This is a genomic window from Algoriphagus sp., from assembly GCF_029254265.1.
Lineage (GTDB): Bacteria > Bacteroidota > Bacteroidia > Cytophagales > Cyclobacteriaceae > Algoriphagus.
The window spans coordinates 1-25,855 of record NZ_JAQWXX010000075.1; the positions used below are offsets into that span (position 1 = coordinate 1).

Sequence of the window (25,855 nt, forward strand, 5' to 3'; positions counted from 1 at the left end):
CGAATTAATCGCTCCCAGAACAAAGACACCATCTTCAATAATCTAATCATCAGAATGGTAAAAGCAGATAAAATGTATATCTCAAATATGATATGATGTTAAGCGGACACCTCTATAATACTATTATGCCTTGGACCATGTATGGAGGAATGAAGGAATCAGACTTGAAAGCGATTTATGCCTACTTAAAAACCGTGGAACCTATATCAAATCAGGTAGTAAAATTCTCTCCACCTGGAGAGTAAATTCAATTTCATTCCGCAAATAGTCCGCCTTCACTAGCCTGTTTAGTGAAGGCTTTTTTTATTTTTTTTGGGGATCTGGCGAAAGTTTTTCTTGCAATGTGATGCTTGTCACTGAAATATAAATTTTAGATGTGCTACTTGAATCCGAATTTAGGGTAATCTCATTTTAGAATTTTTATTCTTGAAAGGCCTTACCTAATCAAAAACCCAAAGCAAACCGAATGAAGAAGTCAAGAAGAAAGTTTATGTCCCAAATTGGTGCTTTAGGCGCGAGCACTGGTCTTTTGGGACTCACTACCTCTAAAGCTAAGGCCGATACTCCCAAATCAAACCCAGAAAAATTCACGGTATCGATATTTCAAACCACTGATGTACACTGCCAAATCCATGCTCATGATGAGTTATTCTGGGAAAATGGCGAAAAGGTATTTCGAAAAACCGGTGGCTATTCTCATCTAAAAACTTTTGTAGATCAAGAGCGAAAGAAATCTGAACATAGCTTTCTGATCGATACTGGGGACATGTTTCAAGGATCTGAACTTTCAGTGAAAACAACTGGAGAAGCTATGCTTCCGATTTTGAATTCAATAGGGTATGATCTCTACTTACCTGGTAATTGGGAAGTTATTTATTACAAAAAAACGATGCAGCACCTTTTGGGCTCTTTGACTGCTCCTAAGGTCTGTGCCAATATGTATCATGATTTGGGTGAAGGCAAAAGAGGTGAGCTTATATTCCCCCCCTACCATATCTGGACAGTTAACGGTGTGAAAATAGGCTTCTTAGGCTATACAGACCATTTAGTGCCAATCCGCCAGTCCCCAAATTACAGTAAAGGAATTCTCTATACGAAGCCGGAAGAAAATCTAGCCCATTATGTGGACGTCCTTCGAAATCAAGAAAAATGTGCCTTCGTAGCTATCGTCGCACACCTTGGCCTTTCGCAGCAAATCCACTTAGCTAATATCCCTGCCTGTGAAGGAGTTGACTACATTCTCGGCGGAGACACCCATGAGCGAGTGAGAAAGCCGATTCAAGCTAAATATGCTAAAGTTGTCGAACCAGGTGCTTTTGGATCCTTTGTAGGCAAGCTTGAACTTACTATTGAAAACGGAAAAGTGGTCAATGATAGCTATGAGCTGATGGAAGTGGACGCAGAAAAATACCCTGCATCTCCTGTTATGGAAAAAGTAATCTCTCAATATGAGGGGCCTTACTTGGAAAACATCCAAAAAGTAGTGGGCTACAGCACTATTCCACTTTACAGATATTTTGTGATCGAAAACACAATTGATACGATGATTTTGGATGCCATCAGCTGGCAGATTCCAGATGTAGACATCGTACTTTCGAATGGATTCAGATTCTGCCCACCAAGATCTACTCCTGATCAGACAGGTAATATCCCGATCACCAATGGTTTCATTTTCGATATGCTTCCTGTTAACTCGCAAATTCGTACGGGACAAGTAACAGGTGAGCAAATCAGCGAATGGCTGGAGCGCGAACTTAACAACGTTTTTGCTGCAGACGCTTCCAAGCGATTTGGAGGATGGGTAATCAAGTTCAAAGGAATGGAAGTTGAATTCAATGCCTTTGGAGAAGAAGGTAAGCGAGTACAATCTGCCTTGGTTCATGGACAGCCACTGGATCCGAATCGAGTATATAAAATATGCGCATGTGAGCGTGATGGTGATCCTGATGATATGCTTTGCCGATTCAAAGGGGTAAAAGAAACCGAGAACACTCCTTATACCCTTCATCAAGCCATGAGAAGTTATTTGGGAGCTAATTCCCCAGTGACTCCTATTCCACCAAAATCAGCCGTTGCCTTAGATGCTCCTGAGACTCTACTAACGCAAGTGACCGGAGTAGATTACCAATTCAGATAAAGAGAGTTTTGATTTAAGTGTAGAAAAGTTTCGATTCACCCCCCGAAAACTGGCCAAATGGCCAGTTTTTTTGTTTACAAGAAAAACGCATTTTGCAGACAATTCTAATCACGAAAATTAACCCTATGAAAATCCTCCGAGCCGGACTTTTCTTACTCTTTCCATTTTTGATTTTTTCCTGCGAAACCTCCTATAATTCTTCAGGCTGGGATACTTCGCAAGTTCAAATCGCCCGCGATGAATTTGGCGTTCCTCATATTTTTGGGAAAACCGATGCTGATGTTGCTTACGGATTAGCCTGGGCGCATGCCGAGGATGATTTTGAAACGATACAGAAAACGCTACTTGCTGGAAAGCGGATGGTGGGACGAGTCTATGGACAAGATGGTGCTGCCGTAGATTTCTTTGGGCATTTATTACAGACCGCTGAAATCGCAGATGTCAATTATGAATCGGCATATTCAGAAGAATTCAAACGAGTTTTAGAAGGCTATGCTGCAGGAATGAATGATTTTGCCCTAGCCCATCCGGAGGAAGTTTTACTCTCTGAAGCATTCCCTGTTACTACCAAAGAAATGACTGCTGCATATATTCTTTCTCTGGCACAAATGTCAGGAGCTGATCGGGCAGTTCAGCAAATTGTCTCCGGAAAAGTAGATGCTATTCCTTTCGACGCTAATCCAAAAGGCTCCAATGCAATTGCCTTCCACTCTTCCAGAACTGACTCCGGTGAGAATTTCTTGGCAATCAATTCCCATCAACCTCTAGATGGACCGGTAGCTTGGTATGAAGCACATCTTCATTCTGAGGAAGGTTGGAATATTCTAGGAGGACTTTTCCCTGGGGGAGCCATGATTTTTCACGGGGTCAATGAAAATCTGGGTTGGGCACACACGGTGAACTTTCCTGACCTTTTGGATTTGTATCAACTGGAAATCAATCCTGAAAATGAGGATCAATACCAGGTCGATGGAGAATGGCTAGAGTTGGAAGAAGAGACTGTTTGGCTGGATGTTAAAATTTTAGACTTATTCACGATTCCTTTTCCGAAGAAAATCTGGAAAAGTATCTATGGCCCTACATTAGTCACTGATCAAGGAACATTTTCGATTCGATTAGGCGCCTTGGAGCGAATCGGAGCACCGGAGCAATGGTGGAGAATGAATAAAGCGAAGAACTTTAAGGAGTTTAGTGAAGCAATGAGTCGCATGGAATTGACAAGTTTCAATACCGTCTATGCAGATAAGTATGATACGATCTATTATGTGAGTAATGGATTGATCCCAGTCAGAGATCCATCTATAGATTTTACCGGAACCGTCTCAGGAAACACCAAAAAAGCCTTGTGGTCGAGCTACCATGACTTCAAGGATTTGCCACAACAATACAACCCAAGTTCCGGATATTTATTCAACACCAACCATTCTCCTTTCAAAGCGAGTGGAATGACAGATAATCTTGATCCTGAAAATTTCCCGAAGTCGATGAATTACCTGCTTAGGGACAACAATCGATCTACACGGTTCCGGGAATTGATGCTAGACACAGGTAGAATTTCCTACGAGCGATTCAAGGAAATCAAATACGATGGGCAATTGCCTGAGAAAATGGCATTCCGTACGAATATGGAGTCCCTTTTCAACCTAAATCCAGAAAAGTACCCGAAAATCGCCAAGCAGATCGAGGTCCTCAAGAACTGGGACAAAGGCTCCGGAATCGAGAGCGAAGGCGCTGCTATTTTTTCTTTTGTGTACTTCTACTGGTGGGATAAATTTGCTGAAACAGGGAGAAGCTGGGAAACTACACTTACCGAAGAAGAATCAGTAGAAAGTCTGGAGGCCGCCAAGATTCATTTCGAAACTTATTTTGGAAAAGAATTGGTGACTTTAGGGGAATATCAAAAACTGGTAAGAGGCGATAAAGCGCTACCCTTGCAAGGGATTGACGATGTGATTACGGCCATGCGCTCATTGCCTTGGGAAAACGGAATGCGAAAAGGGGTTCAAGGCGAATCTTATATAATGATGGTGAAGTTTGGAGAAGGACTTCCAAAGATCGAAACCATCAATGTCTATGGAGCAAGCAATGATCCTGAAAGCCCTCATTTTGACGATCAGATGCAGCTTTTTTTGGATCAAAAGTTGAAGCCGATGACCTTGGATAAGACGGAGGTTTTGAAAAATGCAAAGCGGGTTTATAGTCCGGGAAAGGAGAAATAGAAATAATTTGGAAATGGATTATTCCCCCCCTACACTAACTTCAAATCAAATTCACGAAATGCATCCAATAATGGGTCTTGGGGATCCAATTCGGTGACAAGTGTATGAACAGCAGTCAAATCGCATGTTTTATATTTTTGTACAGAATGAAGTTTATCTGAAACCGATAAAATTATAGTTTTTTTCGAAGCGCGAATCATTGCCTTCTTCACTTGAATCACCTCCCAGTCAAACTCCGTCAATCCATGATTTGCATCCAAATATCCTGTCCCAAGGATACAAAGATCCACCCGCAACTGTGAAAGAGCATTAACCACTGTCCCTCCAACCGCAAATTTTGCATCATGAAGTAATTTTCCTCCTAAAAAAATAACCTCCACGTCTTTGTGATCCAAAAGAGCCATTGCTACATGAAGGCTAGGGGTAAAAACTGTTAGAGATAGTTTTTTAGGGATCAGTTTTGCCACTTCCATATTGGTCGTTCCTCCACTCATCAGGATGACTTGACCTTCTGATAGTAAAGAAACCGTCTTTTCGGCAATTTGAATTTTCTTGGATTGGAGATAGATATTCCCATCATCTTTGGAGAAAGTCATAAAACCGAATGAGGTAGCGCCACCATGGACTTTTTTCAATTTTTTCTCATGATGGAGCTCCTTTACATCCCGTCTTATCGTATCAATAGACACATTCAATGCATCAGATAGATCATTCAGCAAAATTCGATGATGAAGATGAACCTGATCTAAAATGTATTTATGTCTTTCCTCTTTTAGCATTTTCAGAATTCTTAAACTAGGTGAAACTAGCAAAAACAGCAAGAACTTGCAAAAACCTAAAAAACCTAAAGATTTATGGCAAAAAATTGCTTCAGATCATTCCTTAACTTGATATTTTCTAGCTAGTTTAGCTGAAGATTCAAACAAGAATTTTTGTTCTCTCCTGAATAAATAACCCCAATACAGATGAATTTCAAAGACTTATTTCTAGGAATTTCTAAATCTGGGCTGATTTTGATACTGTTTTTTCTACTCGCCTGCAGCCCCAAACCTACCTTTCGGATAATTGAAAAACCGATCACTTGGAATGCCGAGCGAGAGCAGCTCTCCTTGCAATATTTAAAAAACCGACATGGTCTTGATCAAAAATCTGCTACTATTTCCCCGCAGATGGTGGTCGTCCATTGGACAGCTATTGATAATATCGAAGTGACCTTTGATGTTTTTAATCCACCAACTCTAGGTGGTAGAGCCGATTTGACTACTGCCAGCAACCTTAATGTATCCTCTCAGTTTTTGATCGATCGCGATGGTACCATTTTCAGGCTTTTGCCTGATACAACTTTTGCCAGGCATGTTATTGGGTTGAATTATTTAGCCATTGGCATTGAAAATGTTGGAGGTCCAGACGATCCATTGACCAAAGCCCAATTAAAAGCGAATGAAATTCTAATCAGATACCTAAAGAAAAAATACCCGATTGAATATGTGATCGGTCATCATGAATATCAAAAATTCCAAAGTACAGATCTCTGGAAAGAAGCGGATCCGGATTACCGCACAGTAAAAACCGATCCAGGAGATCAATTTATGGAGAAACTTCGCAAAAACTTAGCTGATCTTGGACTACAACCTTTACCCAACCAATGATCCTGCACCGCTCTTTTATGAAAAAAGCAAATTCACATTTTTCTCTTTTCCTGATTTTCATTTTACTATTCAGTGCCTGTAAAACCCAAAAACCGAATAGCCAAAGTTCACAAACCAAAACTCCTCCACTCTCGGGTCAAAGTCCTAAACCTGCTCAGCCACTTCCCTCTACCCCACTTCCTAAAGTGGCTGTTTCACTTCAGCCACTCTCTTACCAGATGCCGGAAATGCCGCGTGAATTTCGTGGGGTTTGGATTGCAACTGTTGCAAATATAGATTGGCCGATTTCAGGTACAGATTCCTACGAGAAGCAAAAGAAGGATTTCTTGGGTATTTTGGATTATTACAAAGATCTGAATTTCAACGCCGTGATCGTACAGATCCGAACTGCCGGTGATGCTTTCTACCCAAGCAACCTTGCTCCTTGGTCTAAATATTTGACTGGAAAACAAGGCAAAGCTCCCAGTACCAATGAAAACCCGCTCACTTGGATGATTAAAGAGTCCCATGCCCGCGGTTTGGAATTTCACGCATGGCTCAATCCTTATCGGGCGACCATGGATTTAAAGACGGAAGAACTTAGCCCAAATCATGATTTCAATACCCATCGAAATTGGATGCTGAAATACGCTTCAAAATGGTATTACGATCCCGGACTGCCTGAGGTAAAAGCGCATTTATTGGCTGTGATTAAAGAAATTGTGGATAATTACGATATCGATGCCATCCATTTTGATGACTATTTCTATCCCTATAAAGTACCAAAAGAGGAATTTCCTGATAAGGCGAGCTACAATAAATTCAAGAAACCGGGACAATCTCAAGATGACTGGCGGAGACAAAATGTCAATGAATTAATTTTTGCCCTGAATCAAACCATCAAAACCAGTAAACCTTGGGTGCAATTTGGAATATCTCCTTTTGGCGTATGGAGAAATCAGGATAAAGACCCGAAAGGCTCACCCACTCAGGCAGGTCAGACCAACTATGATGACCTCTATGCAGATGTTTTGCTTTGGATGAAAAATGGCTGGATCGACTACTTAATTCCGCAACTCTATTGGAGCATGGAGTTTCCATTAGCCTCGCACCGGAAGCTGAATGATTGGTGGTCAAACAATGCCAATCGGACCAACATATACGTAGGAAATGGTCCTTACAAAATCCGTGAGGATGCGGACGAAGCTTGGAAAAACCCAAAAGAGATCAATACTCAAGTTTCATACACACGTACTTTGCCTCAGATTCAAGGAAATGCTTTTTTCTCCTCAAAATCTATGATGGTAAAAAATCAGGATGTCGCGCAGCTCTTGAAATCGGAGCTTTACAATGAACCGACTTTGCCGCCGGCTTTCCAACCAAAAACCGCTTCAATCATTGACACACCAAAAGTTTTGGAGGTGAAGGCAAATGATCAAGTCACCCAAATTAATCTCGAAAAGCCGCTGGATCCAGCCATTCGCTATAGTATGATCCAAGGTTCAAACGAACTGAATCAGCTTGCTGATGCCAAAATCCATACCGTTTGGGTAGGTGGAAGCCGTGCTCGGACTTTGGAAGTTTCGAGTTTAAATACTCGTTTTATTTCCATCCGTTGGATTGACCATTTTGGGCGAATCGTACAAACACAAGTCTATCAAATTCCATAAATTCCAAGCCATGAAAGACATGCTTGTTCGACTTATCGGGCTTCCAGATTGCTTAGAACTTGAATCGTCTCTTCTCAAGAAAGAGAAAATCGTTTTTCGGAGAGCAATTGCACCAGAGAAGCATTTGGTGGCAGATTGGGTCATGGAGAAATTTGGAGCTTATTGGAAATCAGAAGTAGAAGTGGCATTCAGCAGGCAGCCAGTTTCAGTTTGGCTGGCGCAAAGAGGAAATAATATTTTAGGGTTTGCTTGCTATGAATCCACCGTACGTAATTTCTTTGGACCAACTGGAACATTAGAATCCGAAAGAGGGAAAGGAATTGGGAAAATCCTCCTAATCAAATCTTTAGAATCCCTGCGAGAAATGGGCTATGCTTATGCAATTATTGGAGGAGTAGGTCCGGCAGAATTCTATGAAAAAACAGTAGGCGCAAAAATCATCGAAGGCTCTGAAGAAAGTATTTATAAAAATCTAATCCGCAAACCATGACCCAAAAACCTGTTAAATCCCCTTGGCTTTGGGTTCCCTCGCTTTATCTTACTGAAGGTATCCCTTATATTCTGATCATCGTAGTCTCCGTGGTAATGTACAAAAAGCTCGGTGTCTCCAATGCAGATATCGGCCTTTACACCAGTTTGCTGTATTTACCTTGGGTGATCAAACCAATCTGGAGTCCGATTATCGACTTAGTCGGTACCAAACGGAAATGGTTTCTCAGCATGCAATTTATTCTGGCATTGGTTTTTCTGGGAGCTGGATTGACCACTCCTGCAAGTAATTTTTTCTTTCTGACATTGGCCTTTTTCTGGATGGGAGCATTCGCCTCCGCAACAAACGACATAGCTTCGGACGGAATGTACTTGATCGCTTTGAAACCGGAGCAGCAAAGCTTCTTCGTGGGCCTGCGAGGTACCTTTTACCGAATCGGAATGATTACCGGACAAGGTTTGATAGTCATTATTGCCGGTTATCTGGAGACCTCACTCGGAGACAATACACAGGCTTGGTCCTGGACGATGATAATTGTAGCTGGAATGATGTTAATACTGACAGCAATCAACTATTTCACCACACCCGTTGTCGAAGAAAACGAAGAAGTCCCAGCTGAAAAACTTAGCCGGGCAGAGGAGCGAGCGAATTTTTTCAAGGTATTTGAAACGTTTTTTACCAAGAAAAACATAGCATTATCCCTGACTTTTGTATTGATCTATAGACTGGGGGAATCTCAATTGGTCAAAATGGCTTCACCCTTTCTCTTGGATGAAAAAGCAGATGGAGGACTCGCAATCAGTACTTCAGATTATGGATTGATTTACGGTACTGTTGGCGTTATCGCTTTACTATTGGGAGGGATTCTTGGTGGAATCACAATTTCACGGGATGGATTAGGTAAATGGATGATTCCGATGGCGCTATCCCTGAATCTTCCAAACTTACTCTATATCGCATTGGCATATTTCCAACCTGACAATTTGCTATTTGCCGGAGGCGTAGTAATCATAGAACAGCTAGGCTATGGATTTGGGTTTGCCGCATACATGGTTTTCCTGATTTATCTGGCAGAAGGGATTTTCAAAACTTCCCATTACGCTATAGCTACTGGATTTATGGCGATGGGAATGATGTTTCCTGGAATGCTTTCAGGTTATATTCAGGAATGGCTAGGATACACCGGATTCTTTATTTGGGTTGGGATAGCGATGATTCCTGCTTTAGTGATAGCTGCGAGCGTAAAGTATCCGAGGGGTTTTGGGAAGAAAACGGAAAAATAGTTGGAATTCAGATGTGTATTTTCGGAGTGCGATTTACAAGATCGGCGAAAGGTGCAGGTATCACGAACCCAATCAGGAACAAAAAACTAACAACATTTAAACTTTACAACTTTTGAATCCCTCACTATCCAAATCCCAAAAAGTAGCGCAGTTTTTTCTGCCAGCAGCATTTGTCCATGACTCAGAAGAGAATTACCAGGCCATGGAAAATCTAATCCGGGAAGAAGGAATCGGTGGATTGACTTTTTTTCATAGCAGACACTCGGCCGCTGCAAATTTTGAAAAGCGAACAGAAGTATTGGATGTAAGCGGAACTTTAGAAAAAATGATCAGTCTGATCAATCGCTACCAAGCTGCTTCCAAAATCCCTCTTTTGATCAGCATCGATGGTGAATATGGATTAGCGATGCGCATTGAGAAAACACCACAATATCCCTTTGCCATTTCGCTCGGAGCCATGCAAAATGATGCCGAAAATCTGGTAGAAGAAGTAGGGTATCGGATGGGATTGGATATGAAGAAAGCCGGAATCCATCTGAACCTTGCACCTTGTGCTGATGTGAATACCAACCCAAACAACCCTGTGATAGGTTATCGTTCTTTCGGAACAGATCCAGAGAAAGTAGCCATCCTTGCCCTTGCCAATTATAAAGGAATGAAACGAGCTGGGATCGGAGCTTGTCTGAAGCATTTCCCGGGTCACGGAGACACCGAAGTGGATTCCCATTTGGGTTTGCCGGTTTTACGGAAAAGCAAAACGGAACTTCAAGCCGAAGAATTACTTCCTTTCCAATATGGAATAGATCATGGTGTAGAAATGATCATGGTAGGTCATTTGGCAGTTCCATCACTTACAAATGGTAAGGATATTCCCGCAAGTATTTCGAAGGAAATCATCACAGATTTGCTCAAAAAAGAAATGGGCTTTAAGGGATTGGTTATTTCTGACGCGTTGAATATGAAAGCGGTGGCAAAACATTTTCCCGAACCGGGACAATTGGAGCTGGAAGCATTCAAGGCTGGTAATGACCTGCTTTGCTTCTCTGATCATGTCAAAGAAGGAATTGAGAAAATCGTAGCACAAAGCTCAGATGATGAGATTGAGCTTGTTTTTGAAAAGATAAAAGCTTTGAAAACAGTCTTGGGGGTATTGGATTTTAAACCAATAGAAGTTCCGGTTTTCGATTGGGAAAGTCATTCTCGTTTGCAGAGTAAGTTGGCAAAGAATTATCTTTCGGTCATTTCCGGAAAAATAAATCCAAGTCAAATCCAAGAACTTATTAAGGCGGAAAAACTAGGATATCGAGAGTTTTTCACTTCCGAGAAAAGTCACTTTGCCCAGCAACTAGACTTACCTTTTACTTCATTCGATCAAGCGGAAAAAGTAATCCTAGCCGTCTTTGTTCCAAGTCACAAACCACTGAATCAATTCGGGATGGACCCAAAATCCATCGCAGAAATCAAGGATATAATGGATTCAAAACGATGTATTCTGGTGCATTTCGGTAACCCATTGGCTTTGCCGAATTTTGAAAGTCTAGGAAAATGTGAGGCAGTAATTTGTTGCTACCAAACTTTTGAGGAAGTTCAGATAGAAGCTCTAAAGTTATTTTCCAACTAAAACCCGCATACTCAAAATCTATTTTAGAATTCTTATTGATAAATCCAGTCTGGGATTTTTGCTTTTCCTGCCCTTTTGGAGGTTTCTAGATTAACCTTAATTGAATGCTGCTTAAAAGGATTTTTTCAATCATTTCCTTATCTTACAAGTGACAGATTTTTTGAAGGTTATGAAAAAAAGATACAGGACCCCGGGAGTTTATGTGGAGGAAATCTCAATGTTTCCCAAATCCATTGCACAAGTTGAGACTGCTATTCCAGCATTTATAGGATATACTGAAATAGCACTTCGAGACAGCACTTCGCTATTAAATATCCCCACTCGAATCAGTTCTATGATAGAATTTGAGGAGTATTTTGGAAGAGCTTTTCCATCCAAATTCGAAATAGTACCGGCAGTTCCATCCGATCATGTTCCTGTCAATATCGATGGACAGATGAAGTCTCTTTTATTTTTACCCAATCAACAAGCCTTCCTTTATTACAGTGTCAAAGCCTTTTTTTCCAATGGAGGCAGCTCTTGTTACATCGTATCGGTTGGAAGTTATGGGGGGCAGGCTAACCTTCAATTTAATAAATCTGATTTACTCAATGGACTTTCAGTTTTGGAAAGTGAGGAAACACCTTCGGTTTTAGCAATTCCCGATGCAGTTTTATTGGAGGATGAAGCTTTTGAAGTTTATCAAGCAATGCTTGCTCAAGCTAAAAGCAGGTTTCGATTTGCGATACTTGATATCCCCAATGGCTTTTTGCCTGTAAATACTTCAGGTGATGATTGTATTTCAAACTTTCGGGTCAAAATAGGAAATCAGAACCTTGCCTATGGAGCTGCTTATTATCCCTGGCTTAATTCCAATTTAAGTCAAGGTCGGGATTTTGAAATCCTGAATCATATTCCGCTACACGATCTGCAGGAAATCTTACCCGAAGAATTTGCAAAGACATTTTTAAGTTCTAGTCCTTCCCCTTCCGGTGAATACCTACACCAAGCCCTGAAAAGCTTAAGTCCAACTTACCATGAACTTCTTAGGGTAATTCAAGAAAAATTGGGGCTTCTCCCTCCTTCTGGATTTTTGGCTGGTGCCTATGCCTTAGTGGATAATTCAAGAGGAGTATGGAAAGCTCCCGCGAATATTTCCTTGAATTCCGTTAAGAACACTTCGTTTTCCATTTCAAATTCAATCCAAGAGGATTTAAACATTCACCCCTCCGGAAAATCAATCAATGCCATTCGGGAATTTCCGGGAAAGGGAGTTTTGGTCTGGGGTGCTCGAACTCTTGCAGGCAATGATCCGGAATGGCGATACGTTCCAGTGAGAAGAACAGTCAGCATGATTGAACATTCCATTCGAAATGGGCTACAGTATGTGGTATTCGAACCAAATGAACCAAAAACATGGATTAGAGTAAAATCTGAGTGTACTAATTTTCTATTTGGAATTTGGCGGAGTGGTGGATTTGTTGGTGCCAAACCCGAGGAAGCTTTTTTTGTAAAAGTGGGACTGGGTGAAACTATGACAAGCCAAGATATTTTAGATAATAATTTGATTGTAGAAATAGGAATGGCTTTGGTTCGACCGGCCGAGTTTATGTTTTTAAGAATTAAATTAAAAACAGGTTCTAACTGAGTCAAGATTCAAAAAACACTTCTTCAAAAAGCCAACAGCCGTGTCACCACGGCTGCTTTAAAAATTATGATATTTGATTTGATTCGGGAAGTGAAAATCACTTTTCTATTCCAAATCTATACTCAATCAGATGTTCGTATTTCTCACCTGGATTAAGGATAGATGATGGAAAGTTCGCTTTATTGATTGCATCAGGCCAGTTCTGTGACTCCAGACAGAATCCCCAATACTTATCATAGGTCTTGCCTTCAGCGCCGGCAAAGCCATCCAGAAAATTTGCTGTATAAAATTGTACACCCACATTATCTGAAAACATATCCATAGTCCTTCCTGATGTAGGATGAACAATGTTAACAAAATGGATTAATTCAGGACTTTTCTCCAGCTTCATCACCATATTATGATCAAAGCCACCATTATTTGCGGCAATCTGATTACCAAGAATCTTAGGCTCTCGGAAGTCAAAAGGCGTTCCCGTCACATCTTTTATTTCACCCGTAGGAATTAGTCCTTCATCCACCGGAGTATAGGCATCGGCATTAAACTGGAATACATGATCGGTTACCGGACCGGAAATTCCACTAAGATTAAAGTAAGTATGATTGGTCAGATTGACTAGTGTTGGCTGATCTGTTTCTGCTTCAAATCGAATTCGCAATACATCGTCCAGTGTCAGTTCCATCCAAAGTGTAGTAGTCAGATTACCCGGAAATCCCTCTTCACCATCCACGCTGAGATAAGTCATTTTTACACCAATTATTGAATCATTGGCATATGGCTCCGAATCCCAAACTTTTTTATTAAAGCCTTCCAATCCTCCGTGTAGTGTATTTTCCCCGTTATTCTTTGCGAGTGTGTAGGTTTTCCCATTCAGCTCAAATTTTGCTCCTCCGATCCGATTGGCGACTCTACCGGCAGTGGCACCAAAGAATGGATTGGGCTTGGTCAAAAACTCTGGAATGCTATCCAAAGTCAAGGCGATATTTTCCAACTTCCCATTCTTGTCCGGAACGGAAATTCTGGAGATCAATCCTCCGTAATTACTCATTTCCACTTGCATGTTACCATTATCCAGAGTGTATTTGAAAATTTCTTGATCTTGGATTTGAGCGACTTTTTCTACTTTGAGCATAAGGTTTATTTCTTCAGTTTCGAGTTGAGTTTCTGAATTTTTAGGTTTGGATTGACAGGAGAAAGCGAAAGCAATCAGAAGGATTGCTACAAAATGGATTGGTTTGAAAAGTTTCATAGGTTGGGGTTTACGTTTTTCTAACCATAATCTAGGTTATCCTAAATTAGGATTTTTGGTACATATACTTTCTAATACTATTTCCTAAGATGATTCATCTCGATTTTAGCCAGCTCTGCATCCAGTCTTGCTCGATCATAGAATTTTCCTCCCATGACCACAGTAATGGGTCGCTTCATGGTGGATAGATCTTCCAAAGGATTTTTCTCTACCAAAACAAAATCTGCCGAAGCCCCTTTTTTGATGACTCCCCATTCACCTTTCTGATCAAAATACAAGGCTGGATTAACAGTTCCCGTTCGTAGGATTTCCAAATTGGACATGCCAGCTTTAGACATCATCTCTATCTCATGATGTATAGAAAAACCTGGAACATTGAACACCTGAGGAGAGTCGGAACTCATTATCATCGGAACTCCAGCCTCATGAAGGGAAAGAAAAAGCTGATTTCTAAACTCTAAATAGGGCTGAACATTCGCTTTGGTTAAAACACCCTGGCTTTCCAAAAGCTTCTTTTGGCTTACCCATTGCTGAATCTGCAGTCCCGGAAGGTATTTCATTTCTGGAGCCAATCGGAATGAATCAGCCGGCACATAGCCAAAGTATCGATCAAATAGTGTCAGCGTTGGGGCTATCCACGTTTTATTTTTCAAGGTCAATTTGATCAGATCAGGAAGTTTGTCTTGATCTGCCTCGCCTACAACCAGCATGCTAAACGGTTCTGCTATGGTAGGATCAAGCCTTGATTTATCTTCAATCATAGCTTCCAGATAGCCATCCATATGCTCTACAGACTTATAGCCATTTTGTAGGCAGGTTTCCAGACCTACCCCAAGCGACACATGTCCACCGTAGGGAATTCCAACTGCTTTTGCTGTTTCAGCTATTGCTAAAAATTTTGGCATATCGAGACCTGGATGAAGCTTTAGATGATCATATCCGGCTGCTTTTTGCGAGCTTACCATTTGCGCTCCCATTTGCGGAGATTCGACCGAAGTACCATTCAAGGAAGGACCAGAGATAAACATCCTTGGCCCGGGAATCTCGCCACTGACTACTTTTTGTTTTAACTCCAAATGTGACTCATGGCCCAACATACTTCTAATCCGAAGCACCCCGTTTGCGAGATATAGCCAAAGTGTTTCTTCTTGAAGTTGGGTATTCTCATTTATAGCTGCTGGCAAATGTGCATGCATTTCTGCCAAACCTGGAAAGACATATGCTCCTTTTCCATCGGTAATGTTCATTCCTACACCGTTATTCGGAAGCCTGTTCATCGGCAAAACCCTCATTATTATCCCGTCTTTTAGAATTAGAAAACGGTCCTCAAGTATTTTACCAGATTCCACGTCTACTACATGAACATTACCCAAAACCATTTCTTGAGCAAATACAGAACTGAATTCACCAATACCAATAAAGAATAGTATTCCTATCCAGAAGCAAAGTCTCTTTTTCATAATTTTATAGTTTAAAATTCTAAATGGGCTTTATAACAAAGCTCACTAAATCTTTTGAATTCCAACTCCAAGAAACTCCAATGCTTCTTCAAGCATTTTTTCAGGTGATTGGTCAATATTAAGATGCATACCATAACTAGGTTCTTCCCAAGTCGCAAATTGAGAATCCAGCATACTTGCTTTCATGTAGTGATTTTTTCGTGCGAGCATTCGTTCCCAAATCAAATCGCGATCCCCTTTTAAATGAATCCACTTCACATCCGAATTAACTTGCAACACTTTTCTATAAGATTCTTTCAATGCTGAGCACCCTAGGACCGATCCTCCATGAGCACTAGATTTGATTAAGAGTTTTGCAAGAGATTTCAACCAAGGAGTTCTATCCAAATCATTCAAAGGAACCCCTTTGCTCATTTTTTCAATATTTTCCGCTGGATGAAATTCATCAGCATCATAAAATGGCAGATTTAGATATGCTGCCAAAGCTTTTCCGAGCGTAGTTTTCCCAGTTCCTGAGACTCCTGTGACAATAATAATCATCTCGGAATTTAGGGAAAATAATGATTTAATACCTGATTGAAATTACGGAAGGCTATATTCTGATTCATCTGAATTCGATAAGAAACTGGGAGATATATTTGGAAACCTTTTTGAATTTTTGAGCGATCTAGGAAAGTTTATCATCTTTCTAGAGTATACTTTTATAAAATTTTTATTAAAGTATGTTTTATTCAAAAACTTTTTTTAAATTTGTTCTATCAAATAATTAATGGAAAAATCGTATTTATTCAGAATTTAATTTTATATTTTTTGAATAAACTTCTTCTAATAGGGGACAGAAATCGATTACTCTCTTTATTTTATTTGGAATTTGGATTAGGATAAAATATCTCATAACCGAAAATAATCTTTCAAGACCCTTATGCTAAGCAAGTATCCACTTTCAGAAGTAGAAAAGAGTTTTCTCAAGGAATCAGGTGTAGAAAAAATCAGCACACTCATCCCTTACTTACAGGTTGATAATTTTCCAAAATTAGGTCTGCTAACTGCCTGTCGTTTTTTGGAATGGGCTGCAGCCAATCCAGAAGGGGTAATCAGTTTACCAACTGGAAAAACTCCTGAATTCTTCATTAAATGGACTCAGTTTTTACTTGAAAACTGGGACAATAAGAAGGGGAAAGATGTCAGAGAAAAATATGGATTGGGTAATACCAAGAAGCCTGTATTAAAGGAACTTACTTTTGTACAGATAGATGAATTTTACCCTATTTCTTCCTCACAGAAAAATAGTTTTTTCGACTACGTTAATAAATTCTACATCGACGGATTCGGATTATCAAGAGAGAAAGCAATTCTTATTAATTCGGATGAGATTCCTTTAGCCAATGGGTTACACTTCAGCAAGGTCTTTCCTGATCTGAAGGTCGATCTTTCGCTTCGGTTTCGAGATCCACAAAATGAACTGGAAAAACTTCAACAAGAATCCATCTACCTGATTGATCAATGGTGTGGAGACTATGAGCAGCGGATTCGGGATGCTGGAGGAATCGGATTCTTTTTAGGTGGAATAGGTCCCGATGGTCATATCGCTTTCAATACGAGAGGTTCCCATATTTTCTCAGTAACAAGGTTAACTGAAACTAACTTTGAAACTCAAGCTGTTGCTGCAGGAGATCTAGGAGGAATCGAAGTTTCTGCCAATAGATTAGTCATCACGATCGGTTTAGATACAATTGTTTACAATCCAGAGGCGGTTGGAATAATTATCGCCGCAGGAGAAGCAAAAGCGGGTATCGTCAAAGATTCTCTTGAGACCAAGATGACCAATGTCTATCCAGCAACAGTTCTTCAAAAATTGAAAAATGGCAGATTCTACCTTACTAAAGGAGCCGGCGTAAAACTCACTGACTCCATGGATTCCTATTATGAAAGAGGGGAATGGACCTGGGAGAAAACCGAACGATCTGTAATCGACCTATGTAAAAAACTCAAGAAATATGGCCATAGGCTGAAACTTTCGGACCTAAAAGCCGACAAATACACCCGTCTGATTCCTGACTTGTCAGAGGACACAGTCAATCAGGTGATGAAAAGTATCGAAAACAAGCTTGCAAAAGGGCTGGAGCAAGAAACTGATGAGGTACTCCTACACACAGGGCCTCACCATGATGATATTTCTTTGGGGATCCTCCCGCACATTACCAATCAGCTCCACGAACCGAGCAATGAAGCTCATTTCTCAGTATTGACATCAGGCTTTACTGCCGTGACCAATACTTTTGTGATTGACACACTTCAATTCACCAAAAAGCTTCTGGATGAAGGAAAAATCCAGATGGTACACTTCGAAGATTTTTTCCAGGTTGGATATAGTTTGAAAACAGACAAGGACGTCTACCATTTCCTCACTAATGTAGCTTCTGAAAATGCCTTCGAAAGAGAGCGAGGTCTCTGTCACCGTGTAGTTCGGGCTTTGGTAACCATCTATGAGATCAAAAACAAAACGCAACTTCGTGAGACGATCAATGAAGTGATCAGCGTATTAAGAAATAGCTACGACGGAGAGAAAAACCCATCCAAAATCCAAAAACTGAAAGGAATGATCCGAGAGTTTGAAGAAGAATTGGTTTGGGCGCACTTTGGAGTGCAAGTAAAGAATGTCCATCACTTAAGACTAGGATTCTACACTGGAGATATTTTCACTGAGCAGCCAGACAAAACCCGTGATGTGGAACCGATCGTGGAAATGTTTAGAAAAGTTAACCCTACAAAGATTAGTTTAACACTCGATCCTGAGGGAAGTGGTCCGGACACCCATTATAAAGTGCTTCAAGCCACTGCCGCAGCAGTAAAAAAGTGGGGCGAGGAAAAGGATATTAGCAAACTTCGGATCATTGGATATCGAAACGTGTGGTTTAAGTTTGAGCCACATGAAGTCAATGTGATCGTTCCCGTTTCTCTTGGTGACATGTCAGTGATGGAAGACTCATTTGCTAATTGTTATTTAAGTCAAGTAAATGCATCTTTCCCAAGCTATGCACATAATGGAAAGTTTAGTACTGTTGCAAAGCGAACTTGGGTAAATCAACTGGATGCAATTCAACTCCTGCTAGGTAAAAATTACTTTTACCTTCATGAGCGAGCAAAAGTGAGATCAAGCCACGGATTAATTTTCTTCCGGGACATGAATGTTGAAGAGTTTTTGGCCACAGCCAGAGAACTTGAAAAATCAATAGAAGGAATGCTTTAAAACACATTCCCTGAAATTTTAACCATTTGAATCAGAGGGTTGTCCCTAAATCGACGACCTTCTGATTTTTCGATTAACCTATTAACCCAAAATTGTAAAAAATGGAAAAGGCCATTTTAGGATTAGACATCGGAGGCACCGGCATCAAAGGCGGTGTATTGGTCAATGGACATCTACATGATATCCGGTCTATTTCTACTCCGGCTCAAGAAAGCAAGGAATATATACTGGAGACTATTGCACAGTTTATTGATTCATATTCCGCTTATGAGATCATGGGAATAGGAATAGGAATTCCTGGCCTAGTGAATGTAGAAGAAGGGATTGTTTTAGGACTTTCAAACATTCCTGCTTTCCAGCATGTGGAACTCAAAAAATTCTTATCCAATCGCTATCAAAAACCTATTTTCATTAACAATGATGCAAACTGTTTCGCTTTAGGGGTCCACAAATTTGGTGTAGGTAGAAAATTCAAAAATTTGGTTGGGATTACGCTTGGCACAGGGGTTGGTGGTGGAATTGTGATCAATGGACATGTGTATAGCGGAGTGAATTCAGCGGCTGGCGAATGGTGCAGCGCACCTTACCTAGACTATGACTTTGAGCACTATTGCAGCGGAAAGTTTTTTGCAAAATATTACCAATCTAGACCAAAGGCGCTAGCAAAGTTAGCTTTAGCTGGAGATGAGAGAGCACTTAGGGCATTCGATGAATATGGGCACCATTTAGGAGAATTAATAAAACATATATTATATGCATTGGCTCCGGAGGCTATAGTATTGGGAGGGTCTATTCGAAAAACTTATCCCCTTTTTAAAAAATCTCTAAATCAAACGCTTTCCACATTTGGCTATGCTACGGTTTTAGATCGGTTAGAAATCTTACTTTCGGAATTGGATGAAACTGCTATCCATGGCGCAGTGGCGTTGGTAGAATTGGAGCCAGAAACAATCATTAATTAGTTTATCAAGTTGGTTTAGTTTTCTGAAAATGCGAATCTCATCAGATTCGCTTTTTTTTGTTTGAAGGATACGGTTTCCAGACATGATACTTACTCTTGAATAAGAATTGATTTTACCCTACTTTTCCTTTATTAAAAAATCTTTCAAAATGCCCAATCACCTCCTCAAAGTCGCACTAGCTCAAATAGCTCCAGTTTGGCTGAATAAAGTCAAAACCCTTGAAAAAGTAGCGTCATCGATCGAAGAAGCAGCTTCTAAAGGTTGTGAATTAATCATTTTGGGAGAAGGACTGGTACCGGGCTATCCTTGGTGGCTTTCTATCACCGAAGCATCAGATTGGGACAATACAATTCAAAAAGAAATTCATGCCCATTACCTACGGAATGCAATCAGCGTAGAATCCGGTGATTTAAAGCGAATATGTGAATTGGCAAAGGCAAATCAGATTGCGATTTATCTTGGGATAATTGAGCGTCCAATCGACAGGGGTGGTCATAGCATTTATTGTTCGCTCGTCTACATAGACAATACCGGTGAAATAAAATCCGTCCATCGCAAACTCCAACCAACCTATGATGAACGCCTGACTTGGGCTCAAGGAGATGGAAATGGACTTCAAGTTCACCCACTCAAGGAATTTACAGTAGGTGGGTTGAACTGTTGGGAAAACTGGATGCCACTTGCGCGAACTGCGCTCTACGGCCTGGGGGAAAATCTCCATATCGCAGTATGGCCGGGAGCTGTTCGAAATACTGAGAACATCACTCGTATGATTGCCCAGGAAAGCAGATCATTTTCAATCTCAGTTTCCAGTTTGATGCGAAAAAGTGATTTCCCATCAGATACACCTCATCTGGATGTGATCTTAAAAAACTGCCCGGAAATTTTAGCAAATGGAGGCAGCTGTATTGCTGGACCAGATGGTAAGTGGATTTTGGAACCTGTTGCTGATCATGAAGGACTTTTGATTGAAACACTAGACTTTAACCGTGTCCTAGAGGAGCGTCAAAACTTTGATGCAGTTGGACACTATTCAAGACCTGATGTGTTGCAATTAAGTGTGAACCGCGAAAGACAGGCATCTGTCAGATATAAGTAAAAGCCGGAAAGCTAAAACAAAGGGTTTAACTTAAACCGGCCTTAAATTTTATGTCTCACTTCCTAAATCATAAATCTCAAGCCCCTCGCCCACTCGTCTTTAGTGGAATATCGGTCAAGTCTTGAACTTTGATTGGTTTTCCAGTCTCAATACTATTTCGAGCCGCGATACCTACCAAGATTGACATAGCGCCATCACGACTTCCGGCGGATTGACGCCATGGATCAGCCATTGTTGGATCCTTGAAAAGCTTATCTTTTAGCCTAGTATCTCCGCCACCATGTCCGCCTCCACCATGAGGAATAATGATTGTTTCTCTTTCCCCAAAATTTTTGGTTAAGTGAATTTCATCCTCCGCTTTTTCATCCCAAGGCTGGCGCTCTTTAATCCAAGCCTCGAGCCTACCTTTGGTTCCGTTAAAAGCAATTCTATACCCCTCGTAAGGAGAGTATGTCGTCAGAGAATAACTGACCTGAACATCATTTTTGTATTTAATCTGAACGGCCATCTTATCGTAGATATTGATATCCTCACGGAAGACACAGCCATCTCGATGGTATCCATCGTATTTCTCATTCTCCACATACAGCTTCATCAGATGCTCACTCCTGGTAATATCCCAGTGAAAATCGCATTTATCAGCATGCACACATCCTCTACAAGTAGTACCACGGAAAGACCCATTTTTTCCATAAAATTCCAATTTCCCGTAGGCAAAAACCTCTTCGGGATCCGAATCGATCCACCAATTCAACAAATCGAAATGGTGGGTGGATTTGTGGACTAAAAGCGTTCCTCCTTTTTCCTTGTAGCCATGCCATCTTCGGAAGTAATCAGCGCCATGAGAAGTATCTAGGTACCAATGAAAATCAACAGAAGTTAAATCACCTATTTCTCCTGCCCGAAGTAATTCATATAGTTTTTGACGATGCGGTGAATAACGGTAATTGAAAGTCACGATCAACCGCTTTCCAGATTTACGTTCTGCATCCAAAATTGCCTGGCATTTGAATTCGTCGGTTGTCATTGGCTTTTCTGAGATCACATTGATTCCTGCGTTCAAACCTTTGATGATAAACTCGTGATGTGTAGAATCCATCGTAGTTACTATCAACACATCTGGTTTGGTTTTGGCAAGCATTTCATCAGCATCAGCAAACAGCGGACAATCTGCACCTATGTATTCTTTTCCATAGCGCAATCTTCCCTCATTTTTATCACTCAAGCCTACAAATTCCACTTGATCTTTATAAACCCGCATCACATCACGCCCAAACATAGAACAGCCTCTCACTCCTGTTCCGATCAAAGCAAGTCTCATTTTCTGATCCGGTTTATCCCAAAAAGTAAGCGCTTCAGCGATTGGGTGTACCATAAATGATCCCGCAAGGAGAGATCCGGATTTTGCGATAAAATCGCGCCTGGAATTAATTTGATTCTTATCCATTAATTTAGGGTTATTGGGTTGATGGAAGTAAGATAAGCATTTCTGTTTTTTTTTGTACCAGGGATTACGGAATCGATTTTTCTGATTGATAAATAGATAAAAAATCAGCTTTACAAATCATTTGAGCTATTTTTGAGTTTCTGAAAATAAGCATGGAACGCATAATCTCTTTCCGGGGACTTTTTCGAATCAGCAGGCCTATCAATTTGTTGATGGTAGGCTTTGCGCAGCTCATGTCTGCTTATTTTTTGATAGGAACAACTAATCAGGGGCTTCCGGTTTTTCAAGACCCTAAGCTGTACCTCTTAGTATTTTCGACCATAATCATCACTGCTGCAGGGTATATGATTAATGACTACTACGATGTCAAAATCGACTATGTGAATCGCCCCCATGAAGTAGTAGTAGGGAAAGGAATCAAACGTCGAATGGTGATTTTTCTTCATTCTATTCTGAATTTCACCGGAGTTGGATTAGGCTTTGCAATAGCGCCTAGGATCGGTTTGATCAATTTTGCTGCTGCATTTTTACTTTGGCTATATAGTAACCGATTGAAGCGGGAACCCTTTATTGGTAACCTAACTGTCGCATTTTTGACAGGATTAGCAATTTATTTGGTAGTCTTTTATTATCAAAAATCAGAACTTTTGGTGTTGACTTATGCTATTTTCGCCTTTTTCTTAAACTTAATTCGTGAGATCATCAAAGACATCGAAGATCGTCCTGGCGATCGGAAACATGGGTGTCGGACTTTACCGATTGTGATTGGCTTCCGAAAAACTAAAGATGTCATTTTTCTAGTCGCTATCTGTTTTGTTTCAGCGATCATCATTATCACTTTTGAAATCAACAAACCACACCTTTTCTACTATTTTGGAGGTTTAGGCATATTTTTTATGTACTTCATGTATAAGATCTACGAGGCGGATAGAAAAGATCATTTCACTCAATTAAGCCTTTTCGCTAAAATCCTTATGCTTGTTGGGACAATGAGTATGGGATTTTTGTGATTTGTGATATAAGATTTATGAATGACGATTTACAAGACCCAGAGGAACTGTAAGTCCTAATTTAAGCACTGGACTTTTTATCAAAAGGGACTTTAAAATAATGAAAAAGTGTCTAGAACTTCGGGGAGCTCGTTAATCGTAATCCCTAATTTTTTGACAAAATTCGCAATAAAACGAGTATTTTGATACAAATTTTCTAAAGAATGCAAGAAAGAAAAGTCATTGTAATCAAAATCGGCTCTAATGTACTAACACAGGAAAACGGACTTCCCGATCTCATAAGGATTAAGAAATTGGTCTTACAGATCCAAAATCTAATGAGTCAGGGAAAGAAAGTAGTCCTTGTAAGTTCCGGTGCAGTAGCTTTTGGGAGACAGGCGATTCCACTTCCAGAAAAGCTAAACCCTGTTTTCAAAAAACAAATTTGGGCCTCCACCGGACAAATTCGATTAATCAACGAATACCAACAGCGCTTTGAAAAGCAAGGAATCCAAATCGCTCAGATTTTAGTCACCAAGGAAGATTTTCGGGATCGAAAGCATTTCCTGAATATGAAAAATTGTGTGCAGGCTTTGCTAGCTCAGGGAATCCTCCCGATCATCAATGAAAATGACACCGTTACCATCACCGAATTGATGTTTACCGACAACGATGAACTGGCTGGCCTGACTGCAGCCATGATCGATGCAGATACACTGATCTTGCTTACCAATGTGGACGGGATCTATACCGGAAACCCTACCGACCCAGCATCGAAATTGATCGAAAAAGTCTCTTCTTCCATGCCGGAAATCTCCAAATACATTTCCGCATCGAAATCCTCATTTGGTAGAGGCGGCATGCTGACCAAATATGCAATGGCCAAAAAATCAGCAGATTTGGGGATTCAAGTTTACATCGCCAATGGTAAACGGGATAATATTTTGGAAGAATTTGCAGAAGGTAAAATCAAATGCACACAATTTGAAGCCAAAAAATCAACACATAGCACCAAAAAATGGCTGGCTCACGGAGCTTCCTATTACAAAGGCGAACTTACCGTCAATGCTGGAGCGAAAGCTTCACTTACTTCAGAAGTTATTCGGAGTCTACTTCCAATTGGAATTTCAAGTTTGGAAGGCGAATTTTCCAAAGGTGATATCTTATTGATTAAAGATGAAAATGGAAACAAAATCGGATTAGGTCGAGCAGAGTACAATTCAAAACTCGCCCAAGAGCGATTGGGACTAAAAAATCAAAAAGCACTAATTCATTACGATTACCTCTATCTTTTCGATCATGAATGAGTATCAACAGATTTTTGAAGGCGTAAAAAAAGCCAGCCGAAAGCTGATTGGGCTTTCTAACTCCAAAATAAATGCTGTCTTAAATGATTTGGCAGCTCTGACTATCTCCAAAAGTGATTTTTTGATCACTGAAAACAAAAAAGATCTTGCACGGATGGATATGCAAAATCCAATGTACGATCGGCTTTTACTTTCTTCAGAGCGAATCCAAAGTATTTCATCTGAATTAATCCAGGTAAGCAATTTACCGTCGCCGCTTCAACATATTCTGGAAGAGCAGGTTTTGGGAAATGGACTTTCAATACAAAAAATCTCGGTACCATTGGGGGTAATTGGGATCATCTATGAATCCCGGCCCAATGTCACTTTTGATGTATTTGCGATAGCCATCAAGTCAGGAAATGGATTAATTCTGAAAGGCGGCTCAGACGCAGACTCTTCGAATCGTGCCATTATGAGCTTGATTCATGAAGTTTTGGAAAATCATGAAATTCCTACATCAGCTTTTCAACTCCTCCCTGCGGATCGATCCGCTACCAAAGCCTTACTTGAGGCAGTTGGTTTCGTAGATGTAATTATCCCACGGGGTTCGCAGCGGCTGATCAATTTCGTTAGAGAACATGCAAAAGTACCGGTAATTGAAACCGGTGCGGGAATCGTCCATACTTATGTGGATGAAAGCGCAGATGTGGAGAAAGCAAAAGCAATAATTCTGAATTCGAAAACTCGAAGACCAAGCGTCTGCAATTCTTTGGATTGTCTGATTATTCACAAGAGCCAACTGAAAAATCTGAATAAATTAGTCGCTCCTTTGTTGGAACTACAAGTCGAGATTTTTGCGGATGAACTCGCCTTTAAGGCATTAAACAAAAATCCAAAAATCAAACAAGCAGATGAAACCCACTTTGGGACGGAGTTTCTCAGTTTAAAATTAGCTATCAAAACAGTAGCTAATCTGGACGAAGCCTTAGATCACATTAGCAAATATTCCTCGCAACATTCCGAAGCCATTGTCACTGAAAGCCCAGAAACTATGGATCGATTTCTCTTGGAGGTGGATGCTGCTGCAGTCTATGTCAATGCTTCGACAGCTTTTACCGATGGAAATCAGTTTGGACTAGGAGCAGAAATCGGAATCAGTACCCAAAAACTACATGCCCGAGGTCCGATGGGGCTGAAAGAACTTACCAGCTACAAATGGATCGTTCGAGGAAATGGTCAGGTGAGAAAGTAGGGAGTTTGAGGCGAATAAGATTGAGTAATTTCCATGTCGGAAGATTCTATTTATTCTTTCAGCGGCGCGGCCGCACAGCAAGAAACAAAGAATAATTTCTAAGAAATCAATCCCTATAATTCATCTTTTAAAAGGCAACTTCCATGAAGAACCAGACAATCAAGAAGATATTGCTGCTAATGT

General features: G+C 40.6%; 19 protein-coding genes and 2 pseudogenes. 16 read left to right on the top strand and 5 right to left on the bottom strand.

The genetic code is table 11. The annotated features are described in order from the left end of the window. The 4 genes and pseudogenes from P8O16_RS11260 to P8O16_RS11275 form a co-directional block, all read left to right on the top strand. Positions 1 to 96: pseudogene (locus P8O16_RS11260) on the top strand (IS1595 family transposase); the annotation flags it as partial. Positions 97 to 113: 17 nt separating this feature from the next. Beyond that, positions 114 to 245: pseudogene (locus P8O16_RS11265) on the top strand (cytochrome C); the annotation flags it as partial. Positions 246 to 466: 221 nt separating this feature from the next. Next, positions 467 to 2,137 carry a bifunctional metallophosphatase/5'-nucleotidase gene (locus tag P8O16_RS11270; RefSeq protein ID WP_300314709.1) on the top strand — a complete coding sequence of 557 codons (1,671 nt, stop codon included), beginning with the start codon at positions 467 to 469 and terminating at the stop codon, positions 2,135 to 2,137. A gap of 125 nt (positions 2,138 to 2,262) precedes the next feature. Then, positions 2,263 to 4,356 carry a penicillin acylase family protein gene (locus P8O16_RS11275; RefSeq protein ID WP_300314712.1) on the top strand — a complete coding sequence of 698 codons (2,094 nt, stop codon included), beginning with the start codon at positions 2,263 to 2,265 and terminating at the stop codon, positions 4,354 to 4,356. A gap of 29 nt (positions 4,357 to 4,385) precedes the next feature. Here P8O16_RS11275 and P8O16_RS11280 read toward each other — a convergent pair whose 3' ends face one another. After that, positions 4,386 to 5,135, bottom strand: a complete 750-nt coding sequence (locus P8O16_RS11280; protein WP_300314715.1) for a DeoR/GlpR family DNA-binding transcription regulator — start codon at positions 5,133 to 5,135, stop codon at positions 4,386 to 4,388. A 186-nt stretch (positions 5,136 to 5,321) separates the two neighbouring features. Between P8O16_RS11280 and P8O16_RS11285 the strand changes: the two genes are divergently transcribed. From P8O16_RS11285 to P8O16_RS11310, 6 genes are all read left to right on the top strand, one after another. Continuing rightward, the gene (locus tag P8O16_RS11285; protein ID WP_300314718.1) at positions 5,322 to 6,005 is read left to right on the top strand and encodes a peptidoglycan recognition family protein; all 684 of its coding nucleotides are present in this window, start codon (positions 5,322 to 5,324) and stop codon (positions 6,003 to 6,005) included. 17 nt (positions 6,006 to 6,022) lie between these two features. Continuing rightward, entirely contained in the window at positions 6,023 to 7,654 is a 1,632-nt protein-coding gene (locus P8O16_RS11290; protein ID WP_300314721.1) for a family 10 glycosylhydrolase, read from the top strand. 10 nt (positions 7,655 to 7,664) lie between these two features. Continuing rightward, a complete protein-coding gene (locus P8O16_RS11295) occupies positions 7,665 to 8,144 on the top strand; it encodes a GNAT family N-acetyltransferase (protein ID WP_300314724.1) in 480 nt (159 codons plus the stop codon). Beyond that, positions 8,141 to 9,427, top strand: coding sequence for an MFS transporter (locus P8O16_RS11300; RefSeq protein ID WP_300314727.1), 1,287 nt, complete (start codon positions 8,141 to 8,143; stop codon positions 9,425 to 9,427). Before P8O16_RS11295 ends, P8O16_RS11300 begins: the two co-directional genes overlap by 4 nt. Before the next feature lie 112 nt (positions 9,428 to 9,539). Further along, positions 9,540 to 11,048 (top strand): glycoside hydrolase family 3 protein, encoded by a 1,509-nt coding sequence (locus P8O16_RS11305; RefSeq protein WP_300314729.1) that lies wholly within the window; start codon positions 9,540 to 9,542, stop codon positions 11,046 to 11,048. A 169-nt stretch (positions 11,049 to 11,217) separates the two neighbouring features. Further along, positions 11,218 to 12,675, top strand: coding sequence for a phage tail sheath C-terminal domain-containing protein (locus tag P8O16_RS11310; RefSeq protein WP_300314732.1), 1,458 nt, complete (start codon positions 11,218 to 11,220; stop codon positions 12,673 to 12,675). 97 nt (positions 12,676 to 12,772) lie between these two features. Here the strand turns inward: P8O16_RS11310 and P8O16_RS11315 are convergent, their stop codons facing one another. The 3 genes from P8O16_RS11315 to P8O16_RS11325 form a co-directional block, all read right to left on the bottom strand. Beyond that, positions 12,773 to 13,924: an aldose epimerase family protein gene (locus P8O16_RS11315; RefSeq protein ID WP_300314735.1), complete on the bottom strand. Its 1,152-nt coding sequence runs from the start codon at positions 13,922 to 13,924 to the stop codon at positions 12,773 to 12,775. 77 nt (positions 13,925 to 14,001) lie between these two features. Next, positions 14,002 to 15,384 (bottom strand): amidohydrolase family protein, encoded by a 1,383-nt coding sequence (locus tag P8O16_RS11320; RefSeq protein ID WP_300314738.1) that lies wholly within the window; start codon positions 15,382 to 15,384, stop codon positions 14,002 to 14,004. Positions 15,385 to 15,429: 45 nt separating this feature from the next. After that, positions 15,430 to 15,924 carry a gluconokinase gene (locus P8O16_RS11325; protein WP_300314741.1) on the bottom strand — a complete coding sequence of 165 codons (495 nt, stop codon included), beginning with the start codon at positions 15,922 to 15,924 and terminating at the stop codon, positions 15,430 to 15,432. Positions 15,925 to 16,306: 382 nt separating this feature from the next. Between P8O16_RS11325 and P8O16_RS11330 the strand changes: the two genes are divergently transcribed. From P8O16_RS11330 to P8O16_RS11340, 3 genes are all read left to right on the top strand, one after another. Next, on the top strand, positions 16,307 to 18,634 hold the full coding sequence (locus P8O16_RS11330; protein WP_300314744.1) for a glucosamine-6-phosphate isomerase: 2,328 nt from the start codon (positions 16,307 to 16,309) through the stop codon (positions 18,632 to 18,634). A 101-nt stretch (positions 18,635 to 18,735) separates the two neighbouring features. Beyond that, positions 18,736 to 19,596 (top strand): ROK family protein, encoded by an 861-nt coding sequence (locus tag P8O16_RS11335; protein WP_300314747.1) that lies wholly within the window; start codon positions 18,736 to 18,738, stop codon positions 19,594 to 19,596. 148 nt (positions 19,597 to 19,744) lie between these two features. After that, complete coding sequence (locus P8O16_RS11340; protein WP_300314749.1) at positions 19,745 to 20,695, top strand: carbon-nitrogen hydrolase family protein; 951 nt, start codon at positions 19,745 to 19,747, stop codon at positions 20,693 to 20,695. Positions 20,696 to 20,771: 76 nt separating this feature from the next. Here P8O16_RS11340 and P8O16_RS11345 read toward each other — a convergent pair whose 3' ends face one another. Beyond that, positions 20,772 to 22,142 carry a Gfo/Idh/MocA family oxidoreductase gene (locus P8O16_RS11345; RefSeq protein WP_300314752.1) on the bottom strand — a complete coding sequence of 457 codons (1,371 nt, stop codon included), beginning with the start codon at positions 22,140 to 22,142 and terminating at the stop codon, positions 20,772 to 20,774. Between the two features lie 152 nt (positions 22,143 to 22,294). Between P8O16_RS11345 and P8O16_RS11350 the strand changes: the two genes are divergently transcribed. The 3 genes from P8O16_RS11350 (at position 22,295) to P8O16_RS11360 (ending at position 25,672) form a co-directional block, all read left to right on the top strand. Continuing rightward, positions 22,295 to 23,152 carry a geranylgeranylglycerol-phosphate geranylgeranyltransferase gene (locus tag P8O16_RS11350; protein WP_300314755.1) on the top strand — a complete coding sequence of 286 codons (858 nt, stop codon included), beginning with the start codon at positions 22,295 to 22,297 and terminating at the stop codon, positions 23,150 to 23,152. Positions 23,153 to 23,355: 203 nt separating this feature from the next. Continuing rightward, positions 23,356 to 24,438, top strand: coding sequence for a glutamate 5-kinase (proB, locus tag P8O16_RS11355; protein WP_300314758.1), 1,083 nt, complete (start codon positions 23,356 to 23,358; stop codon positions 24,436 to 24,438). Next, complete coding sequence (locus P8O16_RS11360; RefSeq protein WP_300314761.1) at positions 24,431 to 25,672, top strand: glutamate-5-semialdehyde dehydrogenase; 1,242 nt, start codon at positions 24,431 to 24,433, stop codon at positions 25,670 to 25,672. Before proB ends, P8O16_RS11360 begins: the two co-directional genes overlap by 8 nt. The last annotated feature ends 183 nt before the right edge of the window (positions 25,673 to 25,855 follow it).

Excerpts from the sequence above, each read along its gene's own strand:
- P8O16_RS11320 (WP_300314738.1), bottom strand. The coding sequence starts at position 15,384 with ATGAAAAAGAGACTTTGCTTCTGGATAGGAATACTATTCTTTATTGGT.
- P8O16_RS11280 (WP_300314715.1), bottom strand. The coding sequence starts at position 5,135 with ATGCTAAAAGAGGAAAGACATAAATACATTTTAGATCAGGTTCATCTT.
- P8O16_RS11300 (WP_300314727.1), top strand. The coding sequence starts at position 8,141 with ATGACCCAAAAACCTGTTAAATCCCCTTGGCTTTGGGTTCCCTCGCTT.
- P8O16_RS11360 (WP_300314761.1), top strand. The coding sequence starts at position 24,431 with ATGAATGAGTATCAACAGATTTTTGAAGGCGTAAAAAAAGCCAGCCGA.
- P8O16_RS11350 (WP_300314755.1), top strand. The coding sequence starts at position 22,295 with ATGGAACGCATAATCTCTTTCCGGGGACTTTTTCGAATCAGCAGGCCT.
- P8O16_RS11335 (WP_300314747.1), top strand. The coding sequence starts at position 18,736 with ATGGAAAAGGCCATTTTAGGATTAGACATCGGAGGCACCGGCATCAAA.
- P8O16_RS11340 (WP_300314749.1), top strand. The coding sequence starts at position 19,745 with ATGCCCAATCACCTCCTCAAAGTCGCACTAGCTCAAATAGCTCCAGTT.
- P8O16_RS11295 (WP_300314724.1), top strand. The coding sequence starts at position 7,665 with ATGAAAGACATGCTTGTTCGACTTATCGGGCTTCCAGATTGCTTAGAA.
- proB (WP_300314758.1), top strand. The coding sequence starts at position 23,356 with ATGCAAGAAAGAAAAGTCATTGTAATCAAAATCGGCTCTAATGTACTA.
- P8O16_RS11315 (WP_300314735.1), bottom strand. The coding sequence starts at position 13,924 with ATGAAACTTTTCAAACCAATCCATTTTGTAGCAATCCTTCTGATTGCT.
- P8O16_RS11310 (WP_300314732.1), top strand. The coding sequence starts at position 11,218 with ATGAAAAAAAGATACAGGACCCCGGGAGTTTATGTGGAGGAAATCTCA.
- P8O16_RS11290 (WP_300314721.1), top strand. The coding sequence starts at position 6,023 with ATGAAAAAAGCAAATTCACATTTTTCTCTTTTCCTGATTTTCATTTTA.
- P8O16_RS11325 (WP_300314741.1), bottom strand. The coding sequence starts at position 15,924 with ATGATTATTATTGTCACAGGAGTCTCAGGAACTGGGAAAACTACGCTC.
- P8O16_RS11330 (WP_300314744.1), top strand. The coding sequence starts at position 16,307 with ATGCTAAGCAAGTATCCACTTTCAGAAGTAGAAAAGAGTTTTCTCAAG.
- P8O16_RS11275 (WP_300314712.1), top strand. The coding sequence starts at position 2,263 with ATGAAAATCCTCCGAGCCGGACTTTTCTTACTCTTTCCATTTTTGATT.
- P8O16_RS11270 (WP_300314709.1), top strand. The coding sequence starts at position 467 with ATGAAGAAGTCAAGAAGAAAGTTTATGTCCCAAATTGGTGCTTTAGGC.
- P8O16_RS11345 (WP_300314752.1), bottom strand. The coding sequence starts at position 22,142 with ATGGATAAGAATCAAATTAATTCCAGGCGCGATTTTATCGCAAAATCC.
- P8O16_RS11285 (WP_300314718.1), top strand. The coding sequence starts at position 5,322 with ATGAATTTCAAAGACTTATTTCTAGGAATTTCTAAATCTGGGCTGATT.